Below are 13213 nucleotides of genomic sequence, written 5' to 3' on the forward strand. Positions count from 1 at the left end.
CGAATATGAGCAGTGTCATTAAGTTCGGTACCGACGGTTGGCGTGCTGTCATCGCCGAAGATTATACGTTTTCTAACGTACGATTGGTTTCGCAGGCGGTTGCTCAGTACTTGAATAAGGATGTAGGTGGGAACGCACCTGTCATCATCGGCTATGACACTCGCTTTGGTAGTGAGTACTTCGCTCAAGCTGCTGCAGAGGTGTTGGCAGCTAACGGAATCAAAGTCGTGCTAACCGACAGATGTACTCCCACTCCTGCGGTATCTCTGGCGGTTATAGAGCAGCATCTGCGTGGGGGTATCGTAATAACAGCGAGCCATAATCCGGGCATATGGAATGGGTTTAAGTACAAACCTGATTATGGCGGCTCGGCCTCACCCGAAGTTATAGCGAAGATAGAGGCTGAATTAGCAGGATTGCAGCCAGGTGATGTTCAGAGGATGCCCATTGAAGAGGCTAAGTCCAAGGGATTAGTGGAGCTGCAGGATGTAGGGCCAGCATATCGTAAGAGGCTATCCGAGTTGGTAGATGTCGAGACTCTCAAGGGTCGCCAGGGAACGGTCGTTTACGACGCTATGTTTGGAGCTGGAATAGGACATCTTCCCCAGCTGCTAAGCGGCGGAAACCTGAAGGTAGTTGAGATAAACAACGAACGTAATCCCATATTCCCAGGTATGCATGCTCCCGAGCCCATAGCTCTAAATCTCCGCAAGCTATGCGAAACTGTGCCTCAGGCTGGTGCATCTCTGGGAATTGCTACTGACGGTGATGCTGATCGTGTGGGTATAGTAGATGAGAGGGGTGAGTTTGTCGACCAGCTCAAAGTATACGCTCTCATAGCTTATTATCTGCTTGAGGTCAGAGGTCAAAGAGGCCCCTTGGTCAAGACCATATCTCAAAGCTATATGGTCAATAGACTTGGAGCTCTCTACAATGTTCCTGTCTATGAGACTCAGGTAGGGTTCAAGTACGTTGGCCCCAAGATGATGGAGGTCGACGCCATACTTGGAGGAGAGGAAAGCGGCGGATTTGGGTTCAAGGGGCACATTCCAGAGAGAGATGGGACCTTGGCTGGTCTGGTGATCCTTGATCTTGTCATGCATCTGGGACTACCTCTAAGTAAGGTAATACAGCAGATAGAAGAGAAGGTAGGTAAGTCGTACTATAAGAGAATTGATCTTACCTTCCCAGCAGAGCAGCGTTCTGAGATTATTGAGCGGCTTAGGAGTAATCCTCCTGAAACGTTGCTTGGACAAAAAGTGGTGAAGTTCCAGACTGAAGATGGCTTCAAGTACACTCTTGAAAACGACACTTGGTTGCTAATACGATTCTCTGGAACGGAGCCTGTTATAAGGATCTATACCGAAACTGATTCGCCTGACAAGCTTGATCAAATGCTAAATGAGGGGCGCAAGCTAGCTGGAGTATAGGATTGCTGTTATGAACCTTGAGGGAAAATCAAGAGAAGATTCTTTGGAGCTTATAGCTAGCGAAGTAAGGAAGTGTACTAAATGTCCTCTTAGTGCTACGCGCACCAATGCTGTTCCTGGGGAGGGTAATCCCTCCGCACAAATAATGTTCATTGGCGAAGGGCCTGGTTTTAATGAGGACAGACAAGGTAGGCCGTTTGTTGGGGCAGCTGGTGCTTTTCTAAACGAGTTGTTGCAATCAGTTGGACTCAGGCGTGAGGATGTCTTCATAACTAATGTGGTCAAGTGTAGACCTCCTGGGAATAGGGATCCTTTGCCTGAGGAGATACAAGCGTGTAGCTGTTATCTCGATCGTCAGATCGAGCTTATCAAACCTGCGGTCATAGTGACCTTGGGAAGATATTCGATGGCCAGGTATTTTCCTAATGAGCGTATCTCTAGGATTCACGGCCAGCCAAGAAGAATAGGGGATCTAACCGTGGTTCCCTTGTTCCATCCAGCTGCTGCTCTGCATCAACCTGCGCTCAAAGAGACCTCGATCTCCGACTTCAAGAAGATACCTAAGATAGTAGAAGAGGCCCTTGCTGCTCGTGCTAGTAAGCAGGGTGAAGACCAGGATGATCACGACAATGATAATACTGAATCTCTAGAACAACTGAAACTTTTCTAATTAGAGATTCTAACATAGAGATATGTATCTGAAAGGATCTAGAAGTGCCTGACAGTGTCAGAGTAATACCCCTTGGCGGTGTAGGTGAAGTAGGCAAGAATATGCTTGCCGTAGAATATGGGAATGAGATCCTTTTACTGGATTGTGGTCTGGCCTTCCCCGAAGAGGATATGCTTGGCGTGGACCTACTCATTCCCGATATCCAGTACTTACTCAAGTCTCGTAAGCGTATAGTAGCTTATTGTATTTCGCATGGTCATGAAGACCATATAGGTGCTTTGCCCTACATACTCCGTGATATAGATGCGCCCATATATGCCACCCCCTTAACTAGGGGGCTAATAGAGGTAAAGCTAAAAGAAGCTAACCTATTGCAGTCTGCACGCCTTAGAACATATAAGGACGGAGATGTTGTCAAGATAGGTAAATTTACTGTAGAGCCGTTCCATGTTACTCATAGCATCCCTGATGCAGTGGGACTAGCGATAACATGCCCTGTGGGTACTATTGTTTACACAGGTGATTTCAAGTTTGATCCTACGCCTGTGGATGGCAAGCAAGCAAATTACGGGCTTATAGCTCAAATAGGCCGAAGGGGTGTACTTACTCTTCTGTCCGACTGTGTGCATGTTGAGACTAAGGGCCACACACCTAGCGAGCAGGTTGTAGGTGATACCTTCAGAAGAGTATTTGCTGAAGCTAAAGGAAGGATCATTATAGCTACCTTTGCATCCCTTATAGCTAGAGTACAGCAGATAATAAACGTTGCTGCCGAATATGGCCGCAAGGTAGCAGTTGTCGGCAGGAGCCTTGAGAGTAATGTTGCTATGGCGAGAGAGCTAGGGTACCTGGATCCTAAAGATGGTACTCTCGTTCCCCTGCATCAACTGCGGAAGGAAGATGCAGACAGATCTGTGCTGATAGTCACGGGTAGTCAAGGAGAGCCCACTAGCGTACTCAATCGCATTGCAAACCAGGACTACCGCCACGTGAAGATAGTGCCCGGAGATACAGTTATTATCTCGGCTACTCCAATCCCTGGCAACGAGACAGCCGTATCCAGAATAATCAACAACCTGTTTGCACTGGGCGCCGACGTCATCTATAGCGCCATAGATACCGTGCATGTTTCAGGGCATGCCAGCTCGGAAGAGTTGAGACTCATGCTTAATCTTGTACGGCCAAAGTATGTTGTTCCTGTACATGGTGAGATGAGGCACTTAGTAATGTACAAGCGCCTCGCTATGAGTGTGGGCATTCCTGAGGACCACATCCTAATACCTGAAAATGGAGCCATAATGGAGTTCAGTAAGGAGCAAGCCCGCATAGTAGAGGTTTATCCGAATAACATGGTGTATGTTGATGGCATATCTGTCGGTGACGTGGACCATGTGGTGCTGAGAGATAGAAAGCTGCTTTCAAGAGATGGTATGGTGATAGTCGTGGTAGGTATCGATCGAAATGACGGTAGCATTCTGGCAGGTCCAGATATTATCTCTAGGGGCTTTCTGTACGCAGGCGAGGATGATAACTTGCTGGAAGAGGCCAAGGAGCTAGTATCTAACAGTATCAGGCATCAAGAGGAAAGTCCTCCCCCACCAGAATGGAGTTGGGCTCATCGTAAAATCAAAGATATATTAGGCGAATTCCTCTACAAACGGACCGGTAGACGCCCTATGATTTTACCAGTGGTAATGGAGATCTAGTCCATTGGTAAAAGGGGGCTTTTGAGTGTCATCCAGTACCAAAAGACAGCCGGTAAAGGCTAAGTCCGGTAGCCAGCGGTCTACAAGCAAGACTATGGTTAGAACTCCGAAATCTAGCAGGTCTTCGTCGCAACCTAAAAATCGGTTGTCTCAGACGCCGACTAGTGGACGATACCCTGCGAGCACGCAGGTACGACTCTTTGGCATCATGTCGCTTATTCTAATAAGCCTTGCTGCGATCTATTACACTTCTGTTGAAGGCTCATTATCTGGGGCTGTAGGCGAGCTATTCTCGCACCTGGGTATAGTATCGATCCTGGTACTAATTGTGTTCGTAGGTGTGCCTGTTCTGGCTCTATTTGCTCCACGCCTCTTACTGGAATACGTTGATGTGAAGAGATTGTCTGCCGTCTTATTTCTAGCTGTGTCTGGGCTAACCTCGTTGGGGTTCTTGCAATTAGGAGGTGTGTGGGGTAATAGCCTGGCAGATGTTCTCTGGCAGGCCATGGGGGTAGGGGCAGCGGCGTTAGTTCTTGTAGGACTCCTAATAGGTTTACTGCTCCTTGGCGTTCCTCTCAGGAATATCCGAGATGGGTTCTTCCTTTGTCTTAAGCTAGCTGTGAGAGGCTCTGTGTTGTTAGCTAGGCTTATTTCTAAGCTTGCAAAGCTTCTCATATCCTGCTTCCGTGCCGTATTAGTTCGCTTTGCTCAATTTATGAAGTCCAGGAGGAAACCTGTAGTAGTTGTCAATCATGTCAAGCCCACTACCACCAAGAAAGTCCCGAGGGATATAAGGGAGATACCCAAACTAGTCCTCCCTCAGAAGGAAGATCCTGTTGTCTCACAGAATATTAGTAGTGGTCCGCTACCTCCTATAGAGCTGCTTGAGCCTTCTGAACAGGTTGAGATTAGTGAAATAGATGCCATGCAAAAAGCAAAGATCATAGAGGATACGCTAAGTACGTTTGGTGTAGAGGCTTATGTCAGGGAGATCAATCCAGGACCTACGGTCACTCAGTTTGCCTTAGAGCCTGGCCGAGGCACCAAAGTTAGTAAGATTACATCCCTTCAGAATGATCTTGCCCTGGCTCTAGCAGCTTCGTCTATAAGGATAGAAGCCCCAGTACCAGGCAAGCCGAGGGTGGGTATAGAGATTCCAAATAGTCAGTCTATAACGGTCAAGCTAAGGGATGTAATGGATACCTCGGAGTTCCAGAACTCTAAAGCAAAGCTCAAGCTCGCTCTTGGTAGGGGTGTAACTGGTAGACCAGTAGTGGGCGACCTTGCTAAGATGCCCCACCTGTTGATAGCGGGTGCTACAGGAGCCGGCAAGAGTGTATGCCTGAACAGTATCATAACCGGACTGCTGTTTCAACATACGCCAGATACTCTGAGGTTTCTGATGGTAGATCCCAAGATGGTAGAACTGAAGACCTATGACGGTATCCCACACTTACTCTGGCCTGTAGTTACCGATACTAGCAAGGTTGTGGGCGTGCTAAAGTATGCCGTCGCTGAGATGGAAAGGCGCTACAAGCTCCTGTCTGAGTTGGGTATTCGTAATATAGATGCCTATAATAAGCGGGCTGAAAGCGATAATCAGCCTAAGCTGCCACAAATTGTGATTATAATCGACGAGTTGGCAGACCTAATGATGGTGGCTCCAGATGAGGTTGAGGCGCTTATATGTAGACTAGCTCAAATGGCTAGGGCGGTGGGTATACACCTAGTTATAGCTACACAGAGACCTTCCGTTGATGTACTTACTGGTCTTATAAAAGCTAATTTCCCTTCACGTATCGCTTTTGCAGTTAGCTCTCAGATAGATTCTAGGGTCATACTTGATATGCCGGGAGCTGAGAGGCTGCTCGGACGTGGTGATATGCTCTTCCTTGGTCCGGATTCATCCAAGCCTATTCGTGTTCAGGGCACGCACGTATCTGATGTAGAGATAGAGTCAGTCGTTAAGCACTGGATACAGGTGCAGCCGGCACAGTATGATCCTGAGGTAGGGAGGATTATTGACGCAGAGACTCAGAAGACTACAGATGCTGCTGAAGACCCTCTGTATCAGGAGGCCGTTGAGATCGCAAACTCCACCACCAAGGTCTCTACAAGCCTATTGCAGCGGAGATTGAGAATAGGCTACAACCGAGCCTCAAGGCTTATGGATGCTCTAAGGGATAACGGTGTCATAGATGCAACATCTGAAGGTTGAAATGTAACTTGACATAGATATATCCTGTTATGAGGAATATAGCTTTGTTATGAGCAAAGATAGAGAGCTAAAAGACAATGGCCAAATAGCAGATCAAGCTGCTTTACAGCTCTCTCAGAGAGTCCAGAGGTTTCTCGAGGAACTCCGAGAGATGCGGCAAAGGGTCAAGTCCCTGCTGGATGCCAAGCAGCTGGATTTGGACCAGTTGCGTATATTGCTGGATGATCTGCAGTATGCCAGTGAGGATCTAACTGGTAGAGATGGTGAGAGGTGGAAAACAAGGTTAGAGGCCTTAAGCCGGACGGAAATATCTATCAGGGATGAGATCACAAAGCTAAAGCAGGTCCTGGAGAGGATAGATGGATTCATTCAGGTAATCTCACTCGCAGATACTATAGAAGACAACACGGACTCTGGCTTTAAGGATGCCTTTACCTTAATGCGTGTTTTGCAAGGACAAGAGATGGAGCGTTCCCGGCTTGCAAGGGAAGTTCATGATGGCCCTGCCCAGGTAATGGCCAATGCCATAATGGCCATAGAGTATTGCGAGCGTTTACTTGAACGCAGGCCTCAGAGCCTTCCGAGCGAATTACATCGCATAAAACTATCCTTGCGCCAAGGCCTGGAAGAAGTCAGGAGATTTATATACGATCTGCGCCCAAGTGATCTGACTAGAGAGGGTATAATAGCTACTTTACGTAAGTATGCAGAGGATTATCAGCAACAGGGCATTGAGGTATCTATAGATATAGATGAGGCAATTGATAAACTGACCAACGATGAGCAGAAATTCGCTCTGTTTAGGATCATACAGGAGGCTATGCAGAACTCCCGTAAGCATGCTTCTGCCAGCGAGGTCAGGATTCAAGGACGTATAGTGCGTGACGAGAGCGTAGAGCTTCTAATAGCAGATAACGGAAGAGGGTTTGATCCCGAAGATAGAAGTGAACGGGGTGAACACTACGGTCTTAGAAACATGAAAGAAAGGGCCGAGGCCTTGCAAGGGACTCTTGATATAAAGTCTTCCATAGATGATGGTACCGTAATTCGTGTTGTCTTCCCCATATCTAAAGTTTTGGCTGCTCGGTATTGAGTCTTCAGGGGCATGGATTATGGGCATCAAAGTACTACTGGTAGATGACCATCCTTTATTTAGACAAGGAGTGTCCCATGCGCTCTCTAACTTCCCAGACCTGGAGGTAGTTGGAGAGGCATCTGACGGACAGGCTGCAATAAGATTAGTTGATAAGCTTTCCCCTGATGTGGTAGTGGTTGACATAAACCTGGAAGGTCTTAATGGCCTTGAGGCGACCAGAGTTATAAGAAGAAGATATCCCAATGTGGGAGTGGTTATTCTTACTATGCATGAAGATGATGAACAGCTATTCAATGCCATCAAGGCTGGAGCTGCTGCGTACGTGACTAAAGACACATCTCCCGATAGGTTAGTAGATATTATTCGTCGAGTCGGTAAGGGAGAATACATAATTAACGAAAACCTGATAACCAAGCCTTTTGTTGCCTCCCGAGTTCTGAAGCAGTTCCGAGACCTGGCAGCGCTTGAAGACGAAGAGAATTTATTCACTCCGCTAACTAGCAGAGAAGTCGAGATCCTAGACTGCATCGCTAGAGGAATGAGCAACAAGGAAATTGCTCGCCAGATGTCCATATCAGATCAGACTGTAAAGAATCACATAACATCCATCTTGCGCAAGCTTGCCGTAAATGATCGCACACAGGCCGTTATTTACGCCCTAAAAAGGGGATGGATAAAGATAAACGACGAGACTTAGTACTAACTACCCTTTCCTGCCAAATTCTCTCTCAAGTTGAGATTTCGTAAGTTCCAATATAGTTGGCCTCCCGTGTGCACATGCAGTGGGAAAGTTAGTTTGCTCTAGCTGTTCTATGAGAGATCGCATTTCCTGCATCGATAGCTGTTGCCCCGCTTTTATAGCGCTTCTACATGCTAGCGATACTGCTACAGCGTTTCTCCTGAGCTCGACGTTGGAGAAGTTGTTGATATCTTGACATAGGTCTTCGATAAAAGCCATGACCTCTTCCTTAGGAAGTATTGCAGGGATAGATCTAACGATTATCTCTTTGACGCCAAAAGATTCGGCCTCAAAGCCTAATCTGTTCAGTTCGTCGACCAGGTTCTTCATAAACGTTGCTTGATGATCTCCCAGCGTAATTATGAGGGGATCAAGAAGCATCTGGGAGGCTACTTTGTCTGTTTCAAGCTCCTTCTGTATTCTCTCCAAAAGTATCCTTTCGTGAGCTGCATGCTGGTCTATAAGGTACATGCCGTTTGGCCCTTCCGCGATTATGTAAGTGAGAGCTATCTGTCCAAGCACGCGTAGAGGCGGCAACTTGGGCAGTGTTCTCTCTTCCTCTAAACTGCTAGTTGCTTCCGTCGAAGTTGATTCGATATGTTGGTGCGTTTGGGTAGATGTAGTTACATGCCAGGCATGCTTCTCTGATATAGAGGCAGAGTTGAAGCTAAATGCAAGTGGCCTCAGCTTGCCTTGAGGTTGATCATCTTGAGGGAGTTCTGCATCTCGCGAAGAAAATGCTTCCTGGAGAGCGGTCCTTATGGTTCTTCCAACTACACTCGCTACTCTTCTATCGTCCGCAAACCTAACTTCGGCCTTAGTGGGGTGTACGTTGACGTCCACAAACTCAGGGGGAATTAGCAAGTTGATTATTACTATAGGAAACCTTCCTACCATAAGGAGAGATGAATAACTTTCTTGTATCGCAAACATCAACTGCTTAGCTGAAACCGGACGGCCATTGACAAACACATGTATATCTGATCTATTACTACGGTTTATAGATGGTAGACTTACATAGCCCTTGATCTCTATCTCGTCTTCTTCATATGCTACTGGAATCATATGGTCTCTAATCTGCAGACCAAAAACTGATCCTATGCAATCTAGGATGTTACCTTTACCAAAAGTTTCAAGTTGTTTTTTGCCGTCTATCTGTAGTTCAAACGCTATATTGGGATGACCTAGGGCGTATTGCTTGACTGTGGACGTAATTCTGGATGCTTCCGATGTAGGTCCTCCAATGAATTTCAGTCTTGCTGGAACGTTGTAGAAGAGGTTTCGGACTTCAACTTGAGTACCCTGTGGCATTCCTACCGTTCTGATTCTTGTATTTCCGGGAGAGAGACATTCAAGCTCTGCCCCAGGAGAATCCCCGTGTTTACTGCGTATCCGTAGCCTACTGACGGAGGCTATGGCGTATAGTGCTTCTCCCCGGAAACCTAGAGTATTTATCTTGTACAAGTCTTCTGGTGAGGATATCTTGCTAGTTGCGTGCTTCTGTACACATAACTCGAGATCTTTCCTGGGTATACCAGTGCCATTGTCAACTACCCTTATTAGATCCAGTCCTCCATTTTCTACGTAGATCTGAATCTTGGTAGCTGAGGCATCTATAGAATTATCTATAAGCTCCTTGACAACAGATGCGGGGCGCTCTACAACTTCCCCTGCGGCTAGCTGCCTTATTGTCTCCTGGTCAAGAGGCTTTATGTTGCGGACCATTCTTAGCAACCTGAGCTTGATATAATTCATTTATGCAGGAAAGAGTTTACAAAACGCAAGCTATAGTTCTTCGGCGCTTTGACTTTGGGGAGACTGGCAGGCAACTAATAGCCTTTACTCCCGATTTTGGTAAGATCTCTCTTATAGCTAAGGGTACTAAGAAACCGACGAGTAAGCTCGCAGGACATCTGGAACCCTTAACTCTGACTCAGCTTGTAGTGGCCTCTGGACGTAATATAGATACAGTAACGCAAGCACAAACGATCAAGTCTTTCGCTAATGTCAGGTCAGATTCCAGAGTCATACCTTTTGGACTAATAGTGGCCGAGCTCCTGGATCGCATGATTGCCGAAGGGGAGCCTAACCGAGAAATATGGGCCCTTGCCGTTGATACACTCGAGAGGCTAAACAACACAAACGATCCTTGGAAGCCAGTCACCTATTTTCAAGTAAGGTTGTTGATACTAGCTGGATACCAACCAGAGCTGAAGGTATGCAGTCGTTGTGGGCAAGATGTTGCCCCTGAGTCGGTTTATTTCAGTCTGTCAGCAGGTGGGATGGTTTGCCGTGAATGTAGCAAAGGGGACCCGACTGCTGTTGTAGTTAGCCCAAACGTTATCAAGGCTCTGAGGCTAGCCTCTCTCCCTTCATATGAAGTGTTCGAGAAAGTGCGTATACCTCAAGATCTAAGGCTGGATGTTGAAGCGATAATAAGAAGAATTTATGCCCATATCTTGGAAAGTGATATTAGATCTATAGCTATGCTTAGAACATTTTATGGAACTGATGAAATCTAGCTACTAAAGTTCTTCAGGAATAGGTAGTCCCTCATAAATCTTGCTAGGTTTTTGTTCTTCTCCAAGCTCATCAGGAATAGCTATATCTTCTCTGCGCTCAGAGGACTGGATATCGCTGCCTATCTCATCTGGGACTGCTTGATCCTGTTTATCCTCTTGAAGCTTGCTAAGCACAGTCATTAAAACCTCCTCGGGACTGAGATTCGTTGTATCCACTGTAATATCGGCTGACTTGCGGGCTTTATCTAACCTCTGCAACTGGGCTGCGTAGTTATAGGAGCTCATCAAGGCATGTCCCCTTCTTCTTACGGCCTCATATGTGGCATGTAAATATATCACGATAGGTAGTCCTTTGTTTAGAAACAGATCTGGGATGCACGAGTGCTCTTGAGCCACCACCCTGGCTTTGATACCAAACTTGCTAAGGTTCTTGGCCAACGTAGTCTTGCCTGAAGCACATACCCCTACTATGACTATATCCTTGCGGGCTCCCATCATGCTATCCCTCCGAGGCTAGCATATCCTCTCTGATAGGCATAACTATGGACATAGTACGCCTTTCTTCATCTTTTTCTCTCTTAGATACAGAAAGTATAGCTATAGACATATCATCTGATGGACGACCACTATCTAACTCCACTGCTTTAGTCAGTATGCAGTCTGCCAGATCAGCAGGTGTTTTGCCGACCGATAGGCAGCAGGATATAAGCTCCTGGAGATCCAGGTTTCTACTAGCTCTACGTCCAGCATTTAGAATCCCGTCTGTCATTGCTATGATCATAATCTCGGGGCGAAGTGGTATTGTTAGGTAGCAAGGGCGTGTTTCTGGATAGATCCCAAGAGAATTTGAGGACCCAGAGAGCTCCTTAATGATTGGGTTACCATTGCTCTCTACCAGGTAGACAGGCACGCTGGAATTAGTTGTGATCCTGCACACTTTATCTTTGGTGTCTGCAGATATCGTTATGAGCGCACAACTTACTCGCCCACCTCTATAATGGTAAAGATGGTCGTGCAGAGCTTCGTGCACCGCTGTATCTCGAACCCCTTCCTTCAGTAAGCCCACAGCCTTAGATGTAACCAGATTGCTTAAGGTCTTAGCAGCGTATCCAGAACCCTGGGCATCGGCTATAACTATGCTGAGTCCTCCAGACGGTCGTTCCACCACCTCGACAGTATCGCCACTATCGCGCGATGCATATCTGTTGAGTTTGCTTATTGCTACATCCAGCTGCCACAAATTGAACACTCCTACTAAATGGGTGCTAACATAGTATCGGGTTTTATAAAGTAAAAGACAATGTTAGCTTTCTAGGCTTGAATTGGAGGTTGAGGTTTCACATATGGAGTATGAGGCCGTAATAGGGCTTGAAGTGCACGCTCAACTATTGACCAAGACTAAGATGTTTTGTCGCGATCTAGCTGACTATTCTGGGGCAGCTCCGAACAGCCATATATGTCCAGTATGCGCAGGTTTTCCAGGTGTGCTCCCAGTAATTAACGAGGCTGCAGTTGAGCTTGCCCTAAGGGTGGGTTTGGCTCTTAACTGTAATATAGCTCCTATCAGCAGATTTGACAGAAAGCATTATCCATATCCCGACCTTCCTAAGGGATACCAAATAAGCCAGTACAATCTACCCTTGGCGACTGATGGCTACGTAGAGCTGGAGTCTGGCAAGAGGGTTGGAATTATCAGAGTTCACATGGAGGAGGATACAGGTAGGCTTCTCCATAGACGTTCACCTGAGGGTGAAGTTTACACCTTAGTCGATTTAAACAGGGCTGGAGTACCTCTCCTAGAGATAGTTACCAAGCCTGATCTCCGATCAGGTACGGAGGCTAGAGAGTTTGTATCTAAACTACGACAAATCCTGCGCTATATCGATGCTAACTCGGGCAACATGGAAGAAGGAGCGCTCAGGGTAGATGCCAACGTCTCTGTCAGACCGAAAGGTGAGACCTATCTTGGGCCCAAAGTAGAGATCAAGAACATGAACAGCTTTAGGGCTGTTGAGAGAGCCTTAGATTATGAGATAAGCAGGCAGATAGAAGTTGTATCTAAAGGCGGTGTTGTTGAGAGGGAAACTAGAGGATGGGATGAAGCGGAAGGAGTAACGCTACCTCAACGCACTAAAGAGATGGAACATGATTATAGATACTTCCCAGAACCTGATCTACCTCCCCTAACGATCTCCAAGGAGAGAATATCTCGTACCAGGGAACTTATGCCTGAGCTTCCTGACGAGCGTAGGCGCAGATTTGTAAGTCAATATGAGATAGCAGAATCTGATGCTAGGGTTCTTACATCTTCTAAGGAAGTAGCCAACTACTTCGAGGCAGTTGTGGAGAAAGTGCCTTCATCGGTTGGCGCCAAGGGTGTAGCCAATTGGATAGTAAATACTTTGTTTGGGATATTGCAAAAGGATGGCAAGGATATAACCGAAACGAATGTTACTCCAGATTACCTGGCTGAGCTTCTTGTTCTTCTACAAGAAGGCAAAATAAATACCACTACTGCTAGATCCATACTAGAAGAAGTGCATGCTAGTGGGAAGTCTCCGCAAGCAATAGTGGAAGAGCGGGGACTGTCAGTGATAGCGGACAGCGATCAGATAACCTCGATTGTGATTAAAGTTATTGATAACAATCCTCAAGCTGTTGCAGACTATCTCAAGGGGAAGAAGCAGGCCATAGGGTTCCTGCTCGGGCAAGTCATGAAAGAGACGAAAGGTAGAGCTAGTCCCGATGTTGTCAGGGAGGTTCTAACTAAGGAGCTTGCACAGCGATCGGCTTAGGTATTTTCTCTATTAGATTTAAGTGGTAACATTCCCC

Annotated in this window: 11 protein-coding genes; 8 read left to right on the forward strand and 3 right to left on the reverse strand. The window is 46.7% G+C overall.

What is annotated here, in order from left to right:
- Positions 1–5 precede the first annotated feature (5 nt).
- Genes TTER_RS03995 through TTER_RS04020 form a run of 6 tightly spaced genes read left to right on the forward strand, consistent with a single transcriptional unit; the run spans position 6 to position 7817 of the window.
- A complete protein-coding gene (locus tag TTER_RS03995; RefSeq protein WP_012874746.1) occupies positions 6–1430 on the forward strand; it encodes a phosphoglucomutase/phosphomannomutase family protein in 1425 nt (474 codons plus the stop codon).
- Positions 1431–1440: 10 nt separating this feature from the next.
- Positions 1441–2100, forward strand: a complete 660-nt coding sequence (locus tag TTER_RS04000; protein WP_012874747.1) for a uracil-DNA glycosylase — start codon at positions 1441–1443, stop codon at positions 2098–2100.
- Between the two features lie 44 nt (positions 2101–2144).
- Positions 2145–3806: a ribonuclease J gene (locus TTER_RS04005; protein ID WP_012874748.1), complete on the forward strand. Its 1662-nt coding sequence runs from the start codon at positions 2145–2147 to the stop codon at positions 3804–3806.
- 25 nt (positions 3807–3831) lie between these two features.
- A complete protein-coding gene (locus TTER_RS04010; RefSeq protein WP_083768771.1) occupies positions 3832–6024 on the forward strand; it encodes a DNA translocase FtsK in 2193 nt (730 codons plus the stop codon).
- 49 nt (positions 6025–6073) lie between these two features.
- Positions 6074–7117, forward strand: coding sequence for a sensor histidine kinase (locus TTER_RS14605; protein WP_012874750.1), 1044 nt, complete (start codon positions 6074–6076; stop codon positions 7115–7117).
- 19 nt (positions 7118–7136) lie between these two features.
- The gene (locus tag TTER_RS04020; protein WP_012874751.1) at positions 7137–7817 is read left to right on the forward strand and encodes a response regulator; all 681 of its coding nucleotides are present in this window, start codon (positions 7137–7139) and stop codon (positions 7815–7817) included.
- Positions 7818–7823: 6 nt separating this feature from the next.
- Here TTER_RS04020 and mutL read toward each other — a convergent pair whose 3' ends face one another.
- Positions 7824–9584: a DNA mismatch repair endonuclease MutL gene (gene mutL / locus TTER_RS04025; RefSeq protein WP_012874752.1), complete on the reverse strand. Its 1761-nt coding sequence runs from the start codon at positions 9582–9584 to the stop codon at positions 7824–7826.
- A gap of 32 nt (positions 9585–9616) precedes the next feature.
- Between mutL and recO the strand changes: the two genes are divergently transcribed.
- Positions 9617–10381 (forward strand): DNA repair protein RecO, encoded by a 765-nt coding sequence (gene recO / locus TTER_RS04030; protein WP_012874753.1) that lies wholly within the window; start codon positions 9617–9619, stop codon positions 10379–10381.
- Between the two features lie 3 nt (positions 10382–10384).
- Here the strand turns inward: recO and TTER_RS04035 are convergent, their stop codons facing one another.
- Together TTER_RS04035 and TTER_RS04040 are read right to left on the reverse strand one after the other, a co-directional pair.
- Complete coding sequence (locus TTER_RS04035; RefSeq protein ID WP_012874754.1) at positions 10385–10879, reverse strand: hypothetical protein; 495 nt, start codon at positions 10877–10879, stop codon at positions 10385–10387.
- Between the two features lies 1 nt (position 10880).
- A complete protein-coding gene (locus tag TTER_RS04040) occupies positions 10881–11621 on the reverse strand; it encodes a SpoIIE family protein phosphatase (RefSeq protein WP_012874755.1) in 741 nt (246 codons plus the stop codon).
- A 103-nt stretch (positions 11622–11724) separates the two neighbouring features.
- Between TTER_RS04040 and gatB the strand changes: the two genes are divergently transcribed.
- The gene (gene gatB, locus TTER_RS04045) at positions 11725–13176 is read left to right on the forward strand and encodes an Asp-tRNA(Asn)/Glu-tRNA(Gln) amidotransferase subunit GatB (RefSeq protein ID WP_012874756.1); all 1452 of its coding nucleotides are present in this window, start codon (positions 11725–11727) and stop codon (positions 13174–13176) included.
- The last annotated feature ends 37 nt before the right edge of the window (positions 13177–13213 follow it).

This window comes from Thermobaculum terrenum ATCC BAA-798 (assembly GCF_000025005.1).
In the GTDB taxonomy this organism is placed as follows: Bacteria; Chloroflexota; Chloroflexia; order Thermobaculales; family Thermobaculaceae; genus Thermobaculum; species Thermobaculum terrenum.